This window comes from Streptomyces sp. YJ-C3, from assembly GCF_053891275.1.
The window spans coordinates 3927394-3946786 of record NZ_CM132685.1; the positions used below are offsets into that span (position 1 = coordinate 3927394).

Below are 19393 nucleotides of genomic sequence, written 5' to 3' on the forward strand. Positions count from 1 at the left end.
GACGGGAGCGTAGGCAGCGATCGGTTCGGCGCCCGCCGAAAGGTGCCGGGCCGGTCCCGCCCCGGGGGCGGCCGTGGTCCCGGTCAGATCCACCCGCGGCGCTGCGCGATCACCCCGGCCTGGAAACGGTTGGCCGCGCCGAGGAGTTCGTGCAGCCGGCTCGTGCGGCGCCGCATGGTGCGCACCGACCAGCCGAGCTGACGGGCGATCGCCTCGTCCTTCAACCCGCTCACCAGCAGCGACAGCATCAGTCGGTCGTCCGCGTCCAACGGACCCTCGGCGGGCGCGTCCAGCGGCTCGGCCGCGGCCCAGCACAGCTCCCAGTGGTCGATGAGCGCGTCGAGCAGTGCCGAGGGCCGGATCACCGCCGCCCGCACGTCGGACAGGTCCAGGGAGAGGGGCAGCAGCGCGATGCGGTCGTCGGCGATCGCCAGCTTCACCCGCAGCCCGGACAGCACCCGCGCCTGCTCCCCGTGCGCCACGAGCCGCCGGATGTCGTCGAGCACCCCGGGCCACTCCAGCGCCTCGGGCGCGTACACGGCGCGATAGCCGACGCCCTCGGCGAGCGCCGTCTCCTCCACCGGGTTCGCCGTGGTCAGTGCGTACGGCGGCCGGTCCAGGGTGCGGACCTGGTGCCGCGCCTCCTGCTGCAGGCGGACGAACCAGCGGCCCAGCGCCTCGCTGCCGTGCACGATCTCGACCTCCTCACCGCCGCCGTGCCGGCCCGCCGAGAACAGCCGGGACAGCTCGGCCGCCGTCGACCGGACGCGGTCCAGCTCGGCCGCGCGCGTGCGGACCAGCGCGTCGACGGCGTGCTCGGGGTCGATCGCCGCGTACCGCCGGCGCGTTCCGGACAGCCGGCCGACCAGCCCCAGGTCGTGCAGCCGGGCCAGGGCGCGGCCCACCCGGTCCGCGGAGCACGCCAGTTCGTCGCCGAGCTGCCCCGGCGAGGCGGCCTGGCGGGTGAGCAGGGCACGGTAGACGGCCTCGTCGAACGGGTCGACGCCGACGGCAGCGAGCTGATCGGTCATGCCGGGATCCTGGCCCATGTGTGCCAGCGGCAGCAATGGGCCGCGGTGATCCATTGTGCGGGCATCGGCCGGGCGACTACCAAGTGCACGCATGGGCAACCACATACGACACACACGACGCGGCGTCCGAAGACCCCTGCACGCCGCGCTGACCGCCGCCGTGCTCGGCGGGCTGCTGGGAGCGGCGCCCGCCGCCGAGGCGGCCGGCGCCCCCGCGCGCACCCGCGTCATCGTCGAACTCGACGGCGCCACCGCACTGGAGGCGCCCCGGGGCGCCACCCGTGACGCACGCGCCGCCGACGTCCGGGTGGCTCGCGCGAAGATCGACGACCGGCAGGACACGGTGATCGAGGCGGCCGAGGACGCGGGCGCGGCCCCGAAGGCCGTACGCCGCCTGGGACTTGCCCTCAACGCGGTCGCCATGACCGTCGACGAGGACACCCTGACCCGGCTGCGCGCCCTGCCCGGCGTCAAGGCCGTCGTCCCCGACACCCGGATGAAGGTGCAGGCCACCGACGCCCACGAACTCGTCGGCCTCCCCGAGGTCTGGCAGCGCCCCGCGCCCGGCGGAGGGAAGGCCACCGGCAGGGGCGTGACCGTCGCCGTCGTCGACTCGGGCGTCGACTACACGCACCCCGACCTGGGCGGCGGCCTCGGCGAGGGCCACAAGGTCGTCGGCGGCCACGACTTCGTCAACAACGACGACGACCCCATGGACGACAACGCCCACGGCACCCACGTCGCCGGCATCATCGCGGCGAAGGCGGCCGGGAGCGGCGGCGTCACCGGCGCGGCGCCGGACGCCCAGCTTCTCGCGTACAAGGTGATGGACGCCGACGGCTACGGCGACACCTCCGCGATCGTCGCGGGCATCGAGGCGGCGATCGACCCCGCCAACCCGCACCGCGCCGACGTCATCAACCTCAGCATCGGCGGACCCGGCGACGGCACCGACCCGCTCGGCCTGGCCGCGAGCGCCGCCGTCGACGCGGGCGTCGTGGTCGTCGCCTCCGCGGGCAACGAGGGCCCCGGGGCGTACTCGGTCGGCAGCCCCGCCGCCGCCCGGGGCGTCCTCGCGGTCGGCGCCTCCACCAGCGGGATCGCCGTGCCCGAACTCCGCCTGGCCGGACAGCGGGAGACCCTGGAGACGTACCGCGGACTGGTCTCCGCCAACCCGCCGGACACGCCCGTGACCGGCGCCCTGGTCGACATCGGCACCGGCAGCCCCGAGGACTGGGAGCGGGCCGGGGACGTACGCGGCAAGACCGTCCTGTACGCCTTCCCGCCCGCCCGCGGCGAGGGCGACACCGTCTACGCGGACGACCTCGCCGTGTACGAGCAAGCGGAGAAGCGCGGCGCCGTCGCCCTGGTCGGCGGTGTCGCGAACAGCGGCGGACCGGTCGTCGCCGGCGGCAGGGAGCAGCAGGAATCCGACGGCGCGCCCGTGCCCGCGGACAGCGGACGGCGCCTGGCCGGTTCGGGCGGCGACCTGCGCATGGACCACCTCGTCGTGACCGGAGTCGACCGCATCCAGGGCCAGGAACTCACCGAACTCGCCGCCCAGGAAGCCAAGGTGACGCTCTCCGGCCGGGACTCCAGCGACGAGATCGCCTCCTTCTCCTCGCGCGGCCCCGACCAGAACCTCGGCCCGAAGCCTGACCTCGTCGCCCCCGGCGTCGAGATCCGCTCGACCGTGCCCAGGAGCATGGTGGCCTCCGGCGCCTGGCGCATGTCCGGCACGTCGATGGCCTCGCCCCTCGTCGCGGGCTCCGCGGCCCTGCTGCGCCAGTTGCAGCCCGACCGCCCCGCCATCGAGATCGGCGCGGAGCTGACCGGAACGGCCCACCGCCTCAAGGGAGTCGACACCATCGCCCAGGGCGCGGGACGGCTCGACGTCGCCGCGGCCGCGGCGGCCGCACTGACCGCGTCGCCTGCCAGTGTCTCGTTCGGCCTCGCCGACATGGGCGGATCACGCGTCACCGGTACCCGCACCGTCACCCTGCACAACACGTCGAAGCGCACCGTCAGCGGATCGGTGTCCGTCACCGGCGACGCTGCGCGCGTGAGCCCGCGCCGGGTCACCGTCCGCGCCGGAGGCAGCGCCACCGTGCGACTGACGGTCGACGCGCGCCGCCCCGACACCACCGTGCACCTCTCCGGAGCGATCAGCGTCACCGGCCGCGGCGCTCCGTCCCTGACGGTGCCGTACCTCCTGGAAGCGGCCCCGCTGTACGTCGACGCCAGCCCCGACCCGTCGTCGGGCGCGAGCACCGCATACGTCTACACGCCGACCCCGCTGACCGCGCCGCCCGTCCTCACGGTCGACCCGCCGCGCGGCCGTACGTACACCAAGGCCACGCGCGCGACCGGCAACCCGCACTACTTCGCCGCCGACCTCACCGGCACGACGGCCGGGACCTACCGGATCACCGCGCGCGCCACCGCCACCGGCGGCCAACGCCAGTACGGCAACGGCGGGTTCGAGGTCACGCAGGAGAACGCGGACGGGGCGACCTGGCAGCCGGTCGGACCGAACAGCGCCGACGGACGCGTCACCCTGGCCCCGGGTGCCCCGAAGCAGGCGGTCATGACGCAGGGCGGCAAGCCGGGCGCCTGGCTCACCACCGACGCCGGCCGGACGTGGACGGAGCGCAGCCGCACCCCGTTCACGGGCGCCTCCACCGGCGAGCCCTCGCTCGTCGTCGACGCCCACGACCCGGACCGCTGGTGGTCCGCGATGACCGCCGTGTCCTGGTCGGTCGCCGCCGGTGGCATCCTGCGCACCGAGGACCGGGGGCGGACCTGGGAGCGCCTGAACGCGCCCGACACGTCCTACGACGAGCTGGTCGCCGACGCCGACACCCATGTGCTGGCGGCCCTTTCGAGCGACGGTCTCCTCGTCAGCCGCGACAAGGGCGACAGCTGGCAGGCCGAGGACCTCGGGCTGCCGGGGGACGTCCTGCAGATCGCCATGGGCGGCGACGACCTGTACGCGTGGTCCGGACGCGCCCTGTGGGTCGTGCGCGGCATGGCCGGCGACGGTCCGAAGAAGGCCGAGCGCATCTACTCCGCGGCCGAGGACGGCTCGCAGGTCCTCGCGGGCTTCGACGCCGACGGGCCGCTCGTCGCGGTGCGTGTGCTCGGCAAGGGCGGCGGCCTGTTCATCAGCAGTGACAGCGGCCGGAGCTGGGGCGCCGGCCAGGGCGACGGCCGCGGGCTCGTCACCGTGAGCCGCGGCGAGATCCTGCGGGACGGATCGGACGGCACCGTCCGCGTCAGCAAGGACGCGGGCGCCACCTGGCAGGAGATCGGCAAGCCGGTGTCCGGCACGGTGCTGTACGACTACGACCGCTGGGCCGACGGCAGTTACACCGTCAGCGCCGCCTCGGCGGGCATCTACCGCGGCGGGGACGGGAGCCCGGGACAGCGGCGGATCGGCGTGCAGGGCGAGGGCGTACCCGCGCTCGCCGTCGCCGACGGGTCGCTGCTCGCCGGGACGAGCGTCGGCATGTACCGCACCGCACTGCCCGTCGCCTCCCCGGAATGGGGCCCGGGCGAACACGAAGGCACCACCGGTACCCAGGTCACGGCGATCCGCGCCTACGCCCGCGACAGCAGGATCGTATGGCGCACCTTCGAGAGCCTCGCCGGGCTCTCCGTGCAGAAGAGCACGGACGGCGGGCGCACCTGGGAGGAGAAGGGGCAGCTCGACGGGAACGCGCTCGCCCTGCTGGTCGACCCGCGCGACCCCGACCGCGTCGCCGTCTCGTACGCCCGGATCGACGGCCCCGGCGTCTACACCACCACCGACGGCGGAGCCCACTGGAAGAGCCTGCGCAAGAACGACGAGTTCCGCGCGCTGACCGCCGACCCGGACAGGCCCGGACGGATCTGGCTCGGCGGATACGGCGGGCTGTCCTACTCGGACGACTTCGGGAGGACCCTGACGAAGGCGGCCGACGGTGAGGTGTCCGCGCTCGGCACCGACGGCGACCGGCTGATCGTCGGCGGCACCGCACTGCGCTGGTCCTCCGACGGCGGCCGCACCTTCCACACCGCCGACCACGGCGGCCTGCGGATCCAGGTGTCGGGCGTCGTCAAGGCGGGCGGTGCCTGGTACGCGGGCACCACTGGGCGCTGGGTTCCCGGTGAAGTCCCGTACGGTGCAAGGGGAGTTCTGAAGTCCACCGACGGCGGACGCACCTGGCGCAACGTCTCCGGAACCCTCCAGAACACCGACGTCCTCTCACTGGCCGCCACGCCGGACGGGCGGAGCCTCTACGTCGGGACGCAGCTGGGAGGAGTGCACCGGCTGGGTCTGAAGTGAGCCGGGGAAGGGGGCCCCATGTGAGGGGAGGGGCCCCCTTCCTCATCCTTCTCAGGCCGCCTCGCGCCGTCCTCCTCAGGCGGTGGCGCGCAAGGTTCCGTCGAACGTCGCGGCGGCCAGGCCGAACGACAGCGTCATCCCGACACCCGACGTCACGGAGAGGGCCCGCACGCCCGGTGCCAGGTCCCGCACGAGCAGCGGCCCGCGCGCGCTGCTCGCGTACACGCCCTGCCAGCGCTCGGTCACTCGCACGTCCCGCACCCCGAGGACCCGCGCCACCTCGCGCAGCAGCAATGCCGACACCGCCTCGTCCTGGAACGGGATCTCCGTCGTGTCGTACGCGTGCGAGTCGCCGACCAGCACCGTGCCGTCGGGCAGCCGCGTGAACATCACGTTGGCCCCGATGTCGAGCAACTCGGCGCTGTGACCGATGACTTCGTCGCGCAGTGCGGCCGCGGAGGGCGTCGCCGTGAAGGCGTCGTAGCGCAGCATGGACGTGGCGGTCAGGACCGCCGCGTCGGTCCGGAACGCCGCGGGCGCCTCGACGCGGGCCATCGACAGGCGGCAGCGCTCGATGCCGTGCGCCTCGGCCTCCCGCGGGTAGAGGCGGTCCAGATCGTGGCCGACGCAGACGAGGAGCTGGTCGCCGTGGACCGGGCCGCGGCTGGTGTGCACGGTGCCGGACTCGACGCCGGTCACGTTCGTGCCCCACAGGACGCGCACGCCGGGCTGCTCCGCGAGCCACGCGGCGATCCGGGGCGCCGCCTCGCGCGGATTCACCCGCAGATCGGCCGGCAGCAGCGCGCCTCCGGCCAGGTCACCCCGCTCGTCCGCGGGCCGGCCCAGCGCGTCGCCCACCTCGTCGCGCGTGCGCAGCCGCACCGCGTCCGTGCCGCGCTCCTCGCGCAGCTCCTCCAGGACGGCCAGCTCCGTCGCCGACCGGGCCACCACCAGGGCGCCCGCCTCCGGCGCCCACAGGCCGGCCCGGGCCGCGGCGTCCAGCCAGCCCGTGCGCGAGCGGGTGGCGAGGTCGAGCAGTTCCCCGCGCTGGGCGGTGACGCAGCAGTGCCCGAAGTTGCGCACGGAGGCGCCGACCGGCCGCCGGTCCCGCTCGACCACCGTGACGCGCAGGCCGCGGCGCACCGCTTCGACGGCGTGCGCGAGACCGACGATGCCGGCGCCGACCACGACGAGGTCGCTGCGGTCGCGCGGCAGAGTGACAGGCGTGGAGGGTGCGGTAGTGATGCTCATGCCGTCCAGCCTGCGCAGCGGTGATCGACTCCGACAAGAGCTGTCTATACAAGTTTCCTGGATGTTTACCTGCTGGGCAGCGGATCGAGCCTTGCGTCGCGCGGCGCGAGGCTGCGAGACTCAACTTGTGAAGACAAGTGAGGACGGGCCGCTGCACCAGCGGCTCGGAGCGGAGTTCCGACGGCGGATCGAAGCGGGGGAGTGGCCCGAGGGGCATCCCGTGCCGAGCGAGGCCCAGCTGTGCGAGGAGTTCGGCACCTCGCGCGGCCCGGTCCGGCAGGCGCTGGCGCAGCTGCGCGCGGAGGGACACCTGGTCGGCGGCCGCGGCAGACCGCCGCTCGCCCGCCGGGTCACGCCGTCCCAGCCGTTCGCCTCGCTGATGTCGTTCACGCAGTGGGCGCACTCCATCGGGCGCACCCCGGGACAGGTCACGATCGAGGTCGCCCGCCGGCGCGCGACACCGGACACCGCCGCCCGCCTCGGCCTCGACGAGGGCGCCCCGGTCGTCGATCTCGTGCGGCTGCGGCACCTGGACGGGGTCCCCGCCATGATCGAGCGCTCCACGTTCGTCCTCGACGCGGGCACGCATCTGTTCGCGGTCGACCCCGACGCGGGGTCCGTCTACGAGGCCCTGACCTCCCGCGGCGTCGACCTGCACCACGCGCGCCACACCATCGACGCCATCGCCGCGGACCACGCCGACGCCGGTCTCCTGGACGTGACGGAGGGTCAACCTCTGCTGCGGGTAAGGCGGTTGGCGTTCACGAGTGACGGCGCGCCCGTGGAGTACGCGGACGACCGCTATCTGCCGTCCATGGCCACCTTCACCATCGAGAACACCGTCGGGGGCCGCACCGTCGCCGGTCGCGACCGCTCCGACGGCGCATCGCCCCGACCCACCGATAAGGAACCCCAGTGATCGAACTCGCCGTCTTCGACATGGCAGGCACGACGATCGAGGAGCACGGCGCCGTGTACGAGGCGCTGCGCCACGCCGTCGAGTCCACCGGCGTGGCCGTCGCCCCCGCCGACCTCCAGACCTGGATGGGCACCGACAAGCGCGAGGCCATCGCCGCACTCGTCCGCATCGGCGGCGGCACCCCCGACGCCGACCTGGTCGAGCGGCAGTACGGAGCCTTCCGCACGTTCCTCAAGAAGCGCTACGAGGACGTGCCGCCGCAGCCGATAGCCCACGCCGACACGGCACTTGCGGAGCTGCGCGCCCGTGGCGTCAAGGTCGCGCTCACCACCGGCTTCAGCGACGACGTCGCCCTGCCGCTGCTCGCCTCGCTCGGCTGGTCGACCGGAGAGGGCGGGAACCTCGACGCCGTCGTCACCTCCGACGAGGTGCCGCGCGGCCGGCCCGCGCCGTACATGATCCACCGCGCGATGGAGAAGACGGGCGTCGCCGACGTGCGCAAGGTGCTCGTCGCGGGCGACACCGTCGTCGACCTGGAGGCCGGGACGAACGCGGGGGCGGGGGTCGTCGTGGGCGTGCTCACGGGCCAGCTGACCCGCGAGCAGCTCGAAGCCCACCCGCACACCTACGTGGTGAGCGGTGTCGCGGACGTCCCCGGTCTCCCGGAGGCCGCCCGCGACTGAGGCCGCTCAGGCGAGGGCCGCGTCCACGATCGCCTGCGCCTCGCTCTGCACCTGCGCGAGATGCTCGGCACCGCGGAACGACTCGGCGTAGATCTTGTACACGTCCTCCGTACCGCTGGGCCGCGCCGCGAACCACGCGTTCTGCGTGGTCACCTTGACGCCGCCGATCGCCGCGCCGTTGCCCGGAGCCTCACTGAGCCGGGCGGTGATCGGCTCCCCGGCGAGGGTGTCCGCGGTGATCGCGTCCCCCGTGAGCCGGGACAGCCGGGCCTTCTGCTCCTTCGTCGCCTTCGCGTCGATCCGCGCGTACGCGGCGCCCGACGCCCCGTACTCCGCGGCGAGTTCGGCGTAGTACACGGACGGCGTCTTCCCGGTGACCGCGAGGATCTCGGCGGCCAGCAGGGCGAGCAGAATACCGTCCTTGTCGGTCGTCCAGGTGGCGCCGTCCTTGCGCACGAAGCTCGCCCCGGCGCTCTCCTCGCCGCCGAACGCCACCGAGCCGTCGACCAGACCCGGCACGAACCACTTGAATCCGACGGGCACTTCCACCAGATCGCGGCCGAGCGACGCGGCGACCCGGTCGATCACGGCGCTCGACACGAGGGTCTTGCCGATCGCGGCGGACGCCGACCACTGCGGCCGGTGCGAGAACAGGTAGTGGATGGCGACGGCCAGATAGTGGTTCGGGTTCATCAGGCCCGCGTCCGGGGTGACGATGCCGTGCCGGTCGGCGTCCGCGTCGTTGCCGGTGAGCAGGTCGTAGTCGTGCCGCCGCGCGAGGACCGACGCCATCGCGGGCGCCGACGACGGGTCCATCCGGATCTTCCCGTCCCAGTCCAGCGTCATGAAGCGCCACGTCGGGTCGACCGCCGGGTTCACGACGGTGAGGTCCAGCTCGTACATGTCGGCGATACGGGACCAGTAGTCGACGCTCGCGCCGCCCAGCGGATCGGCGCCGATCCGCACGCCCGCCGCGCGGATGGCGTCCACGTCGATGATGTTGCGCAGGTCCTCGACGTAGTGCTCGCGGAAGTCGTACGGCTCCGGGGCCGGTTCGTCGACCGTGCGGGGCGTCCAACTCGCGTCCTCGAGCAGGGCGTTGGCGCGGTCCGCGATCCAGGACGTGGCCGTCGAGTCGGCGGGGCCGCCGTGCGGCGGGTTGTACTTGAAGCCGCCGTCGCGCGGCGGGTTGTGGCTGGGCGTGATGACGATGCCGTCGGCCCGGTCGGCCGGCTCCGTGCGGTTCCAGCGCAGGATCGCGTGGCTGAGCGCGGGGGTCGGCACGAAGCCGTCGTGCGCGTCGGCCATGACGCGTACGCCGTGCGCCGCCAGCACACCCAGCGCGGTCTTGAGCGCGGGCTTCGACAGGGCGTGGGTGTCCGGGCCGATGAACAGCGGCCCGGTGATGCCCTCGGCCGTGCGGTGCTCGACGATGGCCTGGGTGATCGCGGCGATGTGCTTCTCGTTGAAGGCGCCGTCGAGGCTGGAGCCGCGATGGCCACTCGTGCCGAAGACGACGCGCTGTTCCGGGCGCGCGACGTCGGGCTCCCTCGTGTAGTAGGCGTCGATCAGCTGGTCGAGGTCGACGAGATCGTCCGGCCGGGCGGGGGTTCCTGAGCGGTCAGTCATGGGAGCAGTTTCCCACCCGCCGCTGTGCGCCCGGCCGGGGACCTGGCCGTCCGCTGCGTATGTCGCGCGGTCCTCAGTCGTGCTCGGTGAGCGAGGCGAGCGCGGCGGAGATGGTCGCCTCGGCCTCGGCTTTGCCGATGCCCAGGTCCGCGAGGACGCCCGACCCGTTCTCCTGCTCCAGGAGCGCGAGCAGGATGTGCTCCGTGCCGATGTAGTTGTGCCCCAGGCGCAGCGCCTCACGGAACGTCAGCTCCAGCGCCTTCTTCGCCTCGGCGTCGAACGGCACCAGGGCCGGCATGTCGTCGCAGGCCGCCGGGAGCAGCGCGGTCGCCGCCTGCCGCACGGTGTCGAGCAGCACGTCCTGCGCGAGGATCGCCTTGGCGCCGAGGCTGTCCGGCTCGTGCAGCAGGCCGAGGACGAGATGTGCCGTGCCGATCGTGTTGCTGTTCGCGGCCCGCGCCTCGTTCTGCGCGTTCACCACCACGTTCCTGGCGCGCGGGGTGTAGCGGTTGAAGCCCTGGCTCGGGTCGAGGTCGTTCTCGGAGCCCTTGGGCACGAAGCGCTTCTGCGCGGCCTGCCGGGTGACCCCCATGCTCTTGCCGATGTCGGTCCAGGAGGCACCGGAGCGGCGGGCCTGGTCGACGAAGTGCCCGATCAGGTGATCGGCGACGTCGCCGAGGTGGTCCGCCGCGAGGACGGCGTCCTGCAGCTGGTCGAGCGCGTCGGTGTGGACCTTCTTGATGGCCTCGATCAGGTCGTCGAGGCGGACGTTCGTGCCGACTGGATTCGTCATGAGGCAACCGTAGGTTGACAGTGTCCGGGTGTCAACGTCGGGTTGACACCCGGATGCGGTGGTCGCTCACACGGTCGGCGGGTTCAGCTGCCGGAAGCCGTCCTGGGTCCGGTACGGGTAGTACGGGTACGGCACCTTCACCTCGCTCGCCGCGTCCAGCTTCGCGACCTGGTCGGGCGTCAGCTCCCAGCCGACCGCCCCCAGGTTCTGCTTCAGCTGCTCCTCGTTGCGGGCCCCGATGAGGACCGACGAGACGGTGGGGCGGCGCAGCAGCCAGTTGATGGCGATCTGCGGGATCGCCTTCCCGGTCTCCTCGGCGATCTCGTCGAGCGCGTCGACGACCCGGTACAGGTGCTCGTCCTCGATGGGAGGCCCGAACTGCGCTGTCGCGTGCAGCCGGCTGTTCACCGGGAGCGGCTGCCCGCGCCGGATCTTCCCCGTGAGCCGGCCCCAGCCCAGCGGGCTCCACACCAGCGCGCCCACGCCCTGGTCCTGGCCGAGCGGCATCAGCTCCCACTCGTAGTCGCGGCCGACGAGCGAGTAGTACACCTGGTGCGCCGCGAAGCGTGGGCGCCCGTGCTTCTCCGCCTCCGTGAGGCCCTTCATCAGCTGCCAGCCCGAGTAGTTGGAGACGCCGGTGTAGCGGATCTTGCCCGCCTCGACCAGGTCGTCGAGCGTCGAGAGGACCTCCTCCACCGGCGTGCCCGCGTCGTAGGCGTGCAGTTGGAACAGGTCGATGTAGTCGGTGTCCAGGCGGCGCAGTGCCGCCTCGGTCGCCTTGATCAGGCGTGAGCGCGAGACCCCCGCGTCGTTCGGTCCCGTGCCCGTCGGCAGGGCCGCCTTCGTGGAGATCAACGCCTGGTCGCGGCGGCCCTTGAGTGCCGCGCCCAGCACCTCCTCGGACGCCCCGTCGGAGTAGACGTCGGCGGTGTCGAACAGGGTGACCCCGGCTTCCAGGCTCAGATCGACCATGCGCCGGGCCTCGTCCACGCCTGACGTGCCCCAGGCCGAGAACAGGGGGCCGCGCCCGCCGAACGTCCCGGCTCCGAAGCTGAGTGCGGGGACCTTCAGGCCGGACGTCCCCAACTGTCGGTACTCCATGTCGATCCCCTTGATGGTCGGTCGTGTTGCCTCGTCGAACTCGCTAACGGGTCGTGCGTTCCGTTAGTTCGTGACGTAACCGTACCAGGGGAGGGGTCCGTAATGGAACCAGGGCCCCTTTAGGTGTGAGAGGGGCGGCGAGAAGGGGGTGACCGGGCCCGCGGCCCGACCACCCCCTTCTGCTGTGCCGTGTGACGCGCTACGGCTGAAGGTTGATCTTGAACGTGGACGTCGTGTTGCGGACGTCCACCGCGTTGTCGCTCAACTTCAGGTTCTTGAAGGTCACTTCACCGACCGCCGGGCCCTGACCCGACTCCGGCATCTCGTTCGCCCACAGGCCGAAGCCGGACTTCGCGTCGTACGCGTCGCCGCTCTTGCGTGCGCCCGAGATCGTGACGTCGGTCAGGATCGTGTCCTTGATCGGGAACTGAGGCTGTCCTCCTACGTAGTTGGTCTGGAACATGATGCCGCTGTAGGTCGGGTCGACGATGTCGACGTCGTTGACGCGGATGCCCTGGAACACCTTCGAGGCCGAGAACATCCAGATCCCCGGGAACGTCTGACCGTTCCAGAAATGGCCGCCGGAGCGGACGATCGAGGTGTTCTCCAGGGCGGTCGGACCCGTGCCGAACCCGTTCATCGGATACCCGAAGTCCAGCGAGCTGATGGTGACGCCGGAGTAGACGAGGGTGTCCGCGACGAGGATGTTGCGGAACGTGTTGTCGTACCCGCCGTACACGGCGATGCCCGCCGCCCGCCACGTCAGCAGCGAGGTCAGGTTCTCGAACACGTTGTTCTTCTCGTCCGCGCCGCCCGCGTCGATCGCCGAGAACAGTGCGAAGCTGTCGTCGCCGGTCGCCCGCGACTCGTTGTTGACGACGTGGTTGTCCGTCGAGCCGTTCGTCATGTTGACGCCGTCGGCGAAGGTGTCCCGGATCCGGGAGTTCTTGACCGTGATGCGGTCGGTGTTGGCGCCCCAGTACAGGCACACCGTGTGCTCGTTCCACACGTCGTCGATGGTGATGTCCGCGACGTTCGAGAAGTCGAAGACCTTGCCCGGGCCGTCGATGCGGGACGTGTAGTTCCCGAAGAACGAGAAGTGCGCGAACGTCGACCCGTTCGCACTCGCCTCCGCGCGGAACCCGGCGTCCGTGTTCTCCTGCGACGACGGCGTGCGGAACCGGGTGAACCACGGCCCGGCGCCGACGACCTTCACCGCCTTCCCGTAGACCTGGAACTTGTTCGACGTCTCGTAGTCACCGGCCGGCAGGTAGACCCCGACGAGCTTGCCCGTCGTGTCCATGCGCACCTTGTCCAGCGCGTCCTGCACGGCCTGCTGCGAGAAGCCGGTCGGAACCGCGTAGGTCGCCGGGTCCGGGTTGGGCAGCGCGGTCGCCTGCTCCAGGTTCACGAAGTCGATCGCGTACGTGGTGTCGTTCGCGGCGTCCTTCTGCAGCCGGATCTTGCTGCCCTGCGGCACGGTCTGCCCGAGCAGCAGGTTCGCCTCGTCGTAGATGTGCCGGGGAGCGCCCGCGCTCGGCGCGTTGCCGGGCCCGGTCTCCGCCCCGTACAGCCAGGCGTACTTCGAGGTCAGGTCGATGGCCTTGAGGAACTTGCCGTCGACGTACACGTTGAGCGTGGAGTTCTTCCCGCCGCCACCGGCGGCGTCCGGGATCGAGAAGCGCGTGACGAGCGTGTTCGTCGGCGCCTTGGTGGTGAACTCGACGTAGCTGCCGGTGCTGTCGAGCGTGACGGCCTTGCGGCCCGAGGCCTCGCCCGCCAGGTCGCCGACCGTGCGGTTGGGGCCGAGGACCTTCGCCCCGCCGCCGACCGTGCCGTCCTCCGCCTCGTACATGTCGTACGGCATGCTCGCGCCGCGTCCCACGAACAGCGGCTGCGACGACGTGTTGTTGTCGCGCTTGACCGGCAGCTCATTGGCGTCGGCGGCGATCACGGTCTTCACCGTGAACTTGCCCTTGCCCGCCGTCCACGTACCGAGCTTCACCGCCGCGGTCGTGGCGCCGGCCGCGATCGCACCGTCGTAGGACCCGGTGAGCGTCTTCACGACCGTGCCACCGGAGTCGGTGACCGTGAGCGTGATGCCGTGGCTGCCCGCCGAACTCGCCTGGTTCCCCTGGTTCTTGAGGACGGCGGAGAAGGTGACCGTGTCGCCCTCGCCCGGTGCGCTCGGCGACCAGGACACGGGGGAGGCCACCAGGTCGGCGCTGGTCACCGGCTTGACGACGAGGCCCGTCGGGCTCGTGTAGGCGTTGTTGTTCTCGTCGCGCTCGACGACCTTGTTGCCCGGGTCGACGACCGCGCCGACCTGGTACGTGCCCGCGTCGCGCGTCCCGATGTCCGCGCTGACGGTCGCCGTCGCACCGGCCGCGAGGGCGCCCACGGAGGCGGACCCCACCTTGTCGGAGCCGAGCTTGAAGTCCAGGTCGGTCGCGGTGCTCGGCTGGGTGCCCGCGTTGCGCACCGTCGCCGACAGCGTGATCTTGTCGGACTCCACCGGCGACGCCGGGTTCGAGGTGATGCCCGTGACCTGGAGGTCCGGGTTCGGCGCCGGCTCACCCAGCACCTGGAACTCGGCCAACTGGCCAGCCGGAGCACCGGAGTTGGCGGTGAAGACCAGGCGGACGTCCGCGACGCGCCCGGTGACCGGCACCGTCACCGAGTTCCCGCTCGACGGGTTGAACGTGTAGTCCTTCGCAGCGGCCAGCGTCGTGAAGGACGACGCGCCCTGCTCGCGGCCCTGCACCTCGATCTTCTGGGTGCGGGTGGACCACGCGGCGTCCGGGTTCAGCTTCAGGACGAGCGAGGAGACGTCCGCGTTCGCGCCGAGCTTCACGGTCAGGCTGTTCGGGTAACTGCCCCCGCCGCCCTCCCAGTACGTGCTGGTGTCGCCGTCGACCGCGTTCTCGGCGACGTACGTGAACGTCGAGGACGAGGCCGTGATCGGCTTGCCCACGGCCAGGTTCACCTGGTCGCTCGTGGAGCCGTTGCGGGTCACGGAGTTGGAGCTCGCCGACTGGTTGCCCGCCGCGTCCTTGGCGCGTACCGCGTACGTCACGGTCGCCGAAGCGGGCTGCGTGTCGGTGTACGAAGTGACGTCCCCGGCAACCGACTTGAGCAGGGTGCCGTTCGCGTAGATGTCGTAGGCGGTGACCTTCACATTGTCGGTCGACGCCTGCCAGGTCAGCTTGACCTGCCCCTTGGTCGCCTCGGTGAAGGCCAGATTCCCGGGCGCGGTCGGCGCCTGCGTGTCACCCGAATCGCCCTTGCGTGTCACCGAGTTGGAGTTGGCCGACTGGTTGCCTGCCGCGTCCTTGGCGCGCACGAAGTACGTGAGCGTCGCCGACGCGGGCTGGTTGTCGGTGTAGGTGAGCGTGTCACCGTCGACCGACGCGCGCAGCGTCCCGTCCGCGTAGATGTCGTAGCCGGTGACCTTCACATTGTCCGAGGCGGCCTTCCAGGTCAGCTTGATCTGACCGGTCGCGGGCTCGGTGTAGGCGAGGCCGCTGGGCGCGCCCGGCGCCTCGGTGTCGCCGGTCGTCGGCCCGAACACCTCCAGCTCGGAGAGCTGGCCCGCCGACTGCCGCGTGTTCGCGGTGACCTGCACCCGCACGTACCGAGTGGTGACCGTGTCGAAGGACAGCGTCTGCGTCTGCCCGTTCGACGCGCTGAACTCGTACGCCTTCGACGCGACCAGATCGCTGAAGTCCGTGCCGTTCGTGCTGCCCCGCACCGTCAGCGTCTGCGTCCTGGTCTCCCACCCGGACGGCAGCCGCAGCACCACCCGGTTCACACGTACCGAAGCGCCCAGATCCACCTGGACCCATTGCGGCAGCGCGTCGTTCTGGGACTCCCAGTAGCTGGCGATGTCGCCGTCACCGGCGTTCGCCGCCGTGTACATCTGCGTGGTGGAGCTCGCCGTGAACGTCTTGCCGCGGGCCAGGTTGACCGACGAGTCGCCCGTGCCGTGCACCTCCAGCTCCGACAGCTGCGCCGCCTGCCAGCCGGTGTTGGCGCTCACCACGATCCGCACGAAGCGGGTCTGCGTCGCCGGGAAGGACACCGTCACCGTGTTCCCCGAGCCGGGGGCGAAGGTGTACTGCGCCGACGACTTGAGCGTGTCGAAGGAGGTGCCGTCCGCGCTGCCCTGCACCGCCAAGGTCTGGTTCCGGCTCTCCCACGATCCCGGAAGGCGCAGCACCACCTCGTCGACGCGGGCCGTCGACCCCAGGTCGGCCTGCACCCACTGCGGCAGGCTGGAGCCCGAACTCTCCCAGTACGTACCGGCGTTGCCGTCGACCACGTTCGCCGCCTTGTACTCCGCATTGGCGCTGCTGGCCTTCGTCGCCGCGCCCGCGGCGAGATTCGGGCCGCCCGCGGCATGCCCGGCGACCGCCGGCAGGCCGAGGAACGCCAGCGCGAGAGCGAGGAACGCGACCGTGAGGCCGCGTCTTCTGCTTCGCCATCTGGATCTGAGCAACGACTGTCCGAACATGCTTCCCCTGTCCCTGCACAGGTCGTGCAGTGAAGCGAGCGATCTCAAGGACCGCATCAGGTTCTTGCGTTTAGTTGTTGGAGAATTGCAGAGTGATGTTGTCGAGTCCACCGTTTGAACAGAGGTAGTTGCGATGAGGAAGAATCGTCGACCATGTCCCACGCACAGGCGGCCGACGGTGCCGCGCTCCACTACCAAGTCCGCGGCAGCGGCGCCCCGTTGGTGCTGCTGACCGGACAGTCGAACGACCACCGCTGGTGGGACCCGGTGCTCGACCGCTTCGCCGCGGCCTTCACGACCGTCGTCCTCGACTGGCGCGGCACCGGCGACAGCGACCGGCCCGACACGGACACCTACAGCACGGAGAACTTCGCCCGTGACGTCGTCGCCGTCCTCGACCACGCGGGCATCGACCGCGCCCACGTCTACGGCACCTCGATGGGCGGCCGCGTCGCCCAGTGGCTCGCCGCCGACCACGCCGCACGCGTCGACCGCCTCGTCCTCGGCTGCACCTCCCCGGGCGCACCGCACGGCGCCGAGCGCGGCCCCGCCGTCCGCAAGGCCCTCGCCGACCCGGACCCGGCCGCCGCCCGCGCGGCCCTGCTCGACCTGATGTACACACCCGCGTACGTCGCCACGCACCCCGGCCCGTTCCACACGCTCGGCGACCCGACGATGCCCGCGCACGCCCGCCGCCGTCACCTGCGGGCCAGCGCCCGCCACGACGCGTGGGACGCGCTGCCCCGGATCACCGCGCCGACCCTCGTCGTGCACGGCACGGACGACGACTTCAACCCGACCGCCAACGCGCCGCTGCTGGCCGAGCGCATCCCCGACGCGCGCCTCCTGCTGATCCCCGGCGGCCGGCACGCCTACTTCGAGGAGTTCGCGGACGACGCGACGCCCCCGGTCGTCGACTTCCTGAACGCGCGGACGGAGGAGGCCCGTTGACCAAGACCGCCCGAATACCCGGGCAGCAGGCCGAGCCGAGGGAGGCATCGCTCGTCCGGTCCTCGTTCCTCATGGCGATCGGCACGCTCGTCTCCCGCGCCACCGGCCTGATCCGCCAGGTCCTCCAGGCCGCCGCGCTCGGCACCGCCCTCTACGCGAGCACGTACAACACGGCGAACACCGTCCCCACCAGCCTGTACACCCTGCTCATCGGCGGCGCCCTGAACTCGGTCCTGGTGCCGCAGCTGGTCCGCGCCCGCGTCGAGCACGCCGACGGGGGCCGCGCCTACGAACAGCGCCTCGTCACCCTCGTCGTCTGCGTCCTCGGTCTCGGCACCGCCCTGGCCGTGTGGGCGGCGCCGCAGATCGTCGGCATCTACATGAACGACACGCCCCGAACGCACGCCGCGTTCGAGCTCACCGTCGTCTTCGCCCGATTCCTGCTGCCGCAGATCTTCTTCTACGGACTGTTCGCCATGCTCGGACAAGTCCTGAACGCACGCGGCAGGTTCGGCGCCATGATGTGGACGCCTGTCCTCAACAACATCGTCCTCATCGGCATGTTCGTCGCCTACCTGTCCCTGATGACGAGGCCCGCCGACGTCACCGACGTCACCATGACCCAGGTCCGCCTCCTCGGTGCCGGCACGACCTGCGGCATCGCTGTCCAGGCCCTCGCCCTGATCCCGTTCGCCCGCGCGGCCGGGTTCCGGCTGCGGCCCCGCTTCGACTGGAAGGGCACGGGCCTCGGCGGAAGCATCCGGGCCGCCCGCTGGACCCTCCTGTTCGTCCTCGCGAACCAGGCCGCCCTCGCCGTCGTCACCCACTTCGCGAACTCCGCCGACGGCGCCCTGCCGCATTCCGGCGTCGGCTACACCGCGTACACCTACGCCCAGACCATCTGGCTGCTGCCCCAGTCCATCGTCACCGTCTCCCTCGTCACCGCACTGCTGCCCCGGATGAGCGCCGCGGCCGCCGAGGGCCGCGTCGACGACATCCGCGCCGACCTGTCCCGCGGTCTGCGCGCCACCGGCGCCGTGATCGTGCCCGCCGGATTCCTGTTCCTCGCGCTGGGACCGCAGATCGCCGCGCTGCTGTTCGGACACGGCGCCGCCGACCCCGGACCGCTGGGCCACATGCTGCAGGCGTTCGGCCTCGGCCTGATCCCGTTCTCCGCGCAGTACCTGATGCTGCGCGGCTTCTACGCGTTCGAGGACACCCGCACCCCGTTCCTGACCGCCGTCTGGATCGGAGCGATCAACGTCGCGCTCGCCTGTGCCTGCCACTGGCTGCTGCCCGTGCGCTGGGCCGTCACCGGTATGGCCGCGGGCTACGCGCTCTCGTACGGCATCGGACTGCTGCTCACCGCGCGGCTGCTGCGGAGCCGTCTCGACGGCCGCCTCGACGGACGGCGCCTGGTCCGCAGCTACGGGAAACTGGTCGCCGCCGCCGGGCTCGCGGCGGTCGCCGGCTGGGGCGCGGCCCGCGGATGCGCCGACGCGGCCGGTACCTCCGCCACCGGCACCGCGGTCGCGCTGGCCGCCGGGACCCTCACCATGGCCGTCGCCTTCCTGGCCCTCGGCCGGCTGCTGCGCATCGCCGAACTGCGTAGGCTGCCGTTCGCCTGACCACCAGGGAGGAACGATCGCGATGCCCGCAGCCCATGTCCTGCTCACGGAGCTCCTGGAGGCGGCCGACCCGGCCGCGACCGGAGCGTTGTGGCGCCTCGGCGGCGCGGCCCGGCAGCTCGACGCCAACGTGATCCGCGTACGGCCCGGCGCGCGCGGCGACGCCTACGTCGAGAACGACCTCGACGTCCTGCTCGTCGTCGCCGAGGGCCACGGGACCCTCCACCGGGCCGGCACCGACGAGGAACTGGCGCCGGGCACCCTCGTGTTCGTGCCGCGCGGTGAGCGGCGCGCCGTCAGCGCGGGCGAGGCGGGCCTCGTCTACATCACGGCGCACCGCAGGCGGCCCGGCATGACCATCGGCCGGGCCGCCACCGCGGTGACCGCGGAGGGCGGCGAGGCGGCGTGTCTGCTGCCCCGCGTCTGCGCGGAGTGCGGCCGGGCCGCCGAGGAGGCCGCGGCGCGCTTCTGCAGCCGGTGCGGAGAGCGCTTGCCCGCGGAGACTTCCGGCCGTAGTTGAGTGCGAGCAATCAAGCCAGACGGCGGGTTCCGCGCCCTCGGTACCTG

General features: G+C 72.0%; 12 protein-coding genes. 6 read left to right on the forward strand and 6 right to left on the reverse strand.

Going from position 1 to position 19393, the window contains the following annotated elements; genetic code table 11:
• Positions 1–83 precede the first annotated feature (83 nt).
• Positions 84–1031, reverse strand: a complete 948-nt coding sequence (locus ACVHNB_RS17310) for a helix-turn-helix domain-containing protein (RefSeq protein ID WP_428950256.1) — start codon at positions 1029–1031, stop codon at positions 84–86.
• Between the two features lie 91 nt (positions 1032–1122).
• Between ACVHNB_RS17310 and ACVHNB_RS17315 the strand changes: the two genes are divergently transcribed.
• Positions 1123–5358: a S8 family serine peptidase gene (locus ACVHNB_RS17315; protein WP_456228536.1), complete on the forward strand. Its 4236-nt coding sequence runs from the start codon at positions 1123–1125 to the stop codon at positions 5356–5358.
• Between the two features lie 75 nt (positions 5359–5433).
• Here the strand turns inward: ACVHNB_RS17315 and ACVHNB_RS17320 are convergent, their stop codons facing one another.
• Positions 5434–6609: a TIGR03364 family FAD-dependent oxidoreductase gene (locus ACVHNB_RS17320; RefSeq protein ID WP_456228537.1), complete on the reverse strand. Its 1176-nt coding sequence runs from the start codon at positions 6607–6609 to the stop codon at positions 5434–5436.
• 127 nt (positions 6610–6736) lie between these two features.
• Between ACVHNB_RS17320 and ACVHNB_RS17325 the strand changes: the two genes are divergently transcribed.
• Both ACVHNB_RS17325 and ACVHNB_RS17330 read left to right on the forward strand, forming a co-directional pair.
• A complete protein-coding gene (locus ACVHNB_RS17325) occupies positions 6737–7528 on the forward strand; it encodes a GntR family transcriptional regulator (protein ID WP_428950253.1) in 792 nt (263 codons plus the stop codon).
• On the forward strand, positions 7525–8211 hold the full coding sequence (locus ACVHNB_RS17330; protein ID WP_428950252.1) for a phosphonatase-like hydrolase: 687 nt from the start codon (positions 7525–7527) through the stop codon (positions 8209–8211). The genes ACVHNB_RS17325 and ACVHNB_RS17330 overlap by 4 nt, the downstream gene beginning before the upstream one ends.
• Before the next feature lie 6 nt (positions 8212–8217).
• Here ACVHNB_RS17330 and pgm read toward each other — a convergent pair whose 3' ends face one another.
• From pgm to ACVHNB_RS17350, 4 genes are all read right to left on the reverse strand, one after another.
• Entirely contained in the window at positions 8218–9840 is a 1623-nt protein-coding gene (pgm, locus tag ACVHNB_RS17335; RefSeq protein ID WP_456228538.1) for a phosphoglucomutase (alpha-D-glucose-1,6-bisphosphate-dependent), read from the reverse strand.
• 73 nt (positions 9841–9913) lie between these two features.
• Positions 9914–10633 carry a Clp protease N-terminal domain-containing protein gene (locus ACVHNB_RS17340; RefSeq protein ID WP_428950250.1) on the reverse strand — a complete coding sequence of 240 codons (720 nt, stop codon included), beginning with the start codon at positions 10631–10633 and terminating at the stop codon, positions 9914–9916.
• A gap of 66 nt (positions 10634–10699) precedes the next feature.
• Complete coding sequence (locus tag ACVHNB_RS17345; RefSeq protein ID WP_456228539.1) at positions 10700–11734, reverse strand: aldo/keto reductase; 1035 nt, start codon at positions 11732–11734, stop codon at positions 10700–10702.
• Between the two features lie 199 nt (positions 11735–11933).
• Positions 11934–16247, reverse strand: coding sequence for a discoidin domain-containing protein (locus ACVHNB_RS17350; RefSeq protein ID WP_456228540.1), 4314 nt, complete (start codon positions 16245–16247; stop codon positions 11934–11936).
• 153 nt (positions 16248–16400) lie between these two features.
• On the opposite strand from ACVHNB_RS17350, the gene ACVHNB_RS17355 reads away from it, so the two are divergent.
• The 3 genes from ACVHNB_RS17355 (at position 16401) to ACVHNB_RS17365 (ending at position 19346) form a co-directional block, all read left to right on the forward strand.
• On the forward strand, positions 16401–17198 hold the full coding sequence (locus ACVHNB_RS17355; RefSeq protein ID WP_456228541.1) for an alpha/beta fold hydrolase: 798 nt from the start codon (positions 16401–16403) through the stop codon (positions 17196–17198).
• A 71-nt stretch (positions 17199–17269) separates the two neighbouring features.
• The gene (gene murJ, locus ACVHNB_RS17360; RefSeq protein WP_456228901.1) at positions 17270–18826 is read left to right on the forward strand and encodes a murein biosynthesis integral membrane protein MurJ; all 1557 of its coding nucleotides are present in this window, start codon (positions 17270–17272) and stop codon (positions 18824–18826) included.
• Positions 18827–18848: 22 nt separating this feature from the next.
• The gene (locus ACVHNB_RS17365; protein WP_456228542.1) at positions 18849–19346 is read left to right on the forward strand and encodes a cupin domain-containing protein; all 498 of its coding nucleotides are present in this window, start codon (positions 18849–18851) and stop codon (positions 19344–19346) included.
• Positions 19347–19393: the final 47 nt, after the last annotated feature.

What these genes read in the sequence shown, in the direction of transcription:
- ACVHNB_RS17340 (WP_428950250.1), bottom strand. Translation starts at nt 10,633, where the DNA reads ATGACGAATCCAGTCGGCACGAACGTCCGCCTCGACGACCTGATCGAG.
- ACVHNB_RS17310 (WP_428950256.1), bottom strand. Translation starts at nt 1,031, where the DNA reads ATGACCGATCAGCTCGCTGCCGTCGGCGTCGACCCGTTCGACGAGGCC.
- ACVHNB_RS17345 (WP_456228539.1), bottom strand. Translation starts at nt 11,734, where the DNA reads ATGGAGTACCGACAGTTGGGGACGTCCGGCCTGAAGGTCCCCGCACTC.
- ACVHNB_RS17320 (WP_456228537.1), bottom strand. Translation starts at nt 6,609, where the DNA reads ATGAGCATCACTACCGCACCCTCCACGCCTGTCACTCTGCCGCGCGAC.
- ACVHNB_RS17315 (WP_456228536.1), top strand. Translation starts at nt 1,123, where the DNA reads ATGGGCAACCACATACGACACACACGACGCGGCGTCCGAAGACCCCTG.
- murJ (WP_456228901.1), top strand. Translation starts at nt 17,270, where the DNA reads ATGGCGATCGGCACGCTCGTCTCCCGCGCCACCGGCCTGATCCGCCAG.
- ACVHNB_RS17350 (WP_456228540.1), bottom strand. Translation starts at nt 16,247, where the DNA reads ATGTTCGGACAGTCGTTGCTCAGATCCAGATGGCGAAGCAGAAGACGC.
- pgm (WP_456228538.1), bottom strand. Translation starts at nt 9,840, where the DNA reads ATGACTGACCGCTCAGGAACCCCCGCCCGGCCGGACGATCTCGTCGAC.
- ACVHNB_RS17355 (WP_456228541.1), top strand. Translation starts at nt 16,401, where the DNA reads ATGTCCCACGCACAGGCGGCCGACGGTGCCGCGCTCCACTACCAAGTC.
- ACVHNB_RS17365 (WP_456228542.1), top strand. Translation starts at nt 18,849, where the DNA reads ATGCCCGCAGCCCATGTCCTGCTCACGGAGCTCCTGGAGGCGGCCGAC.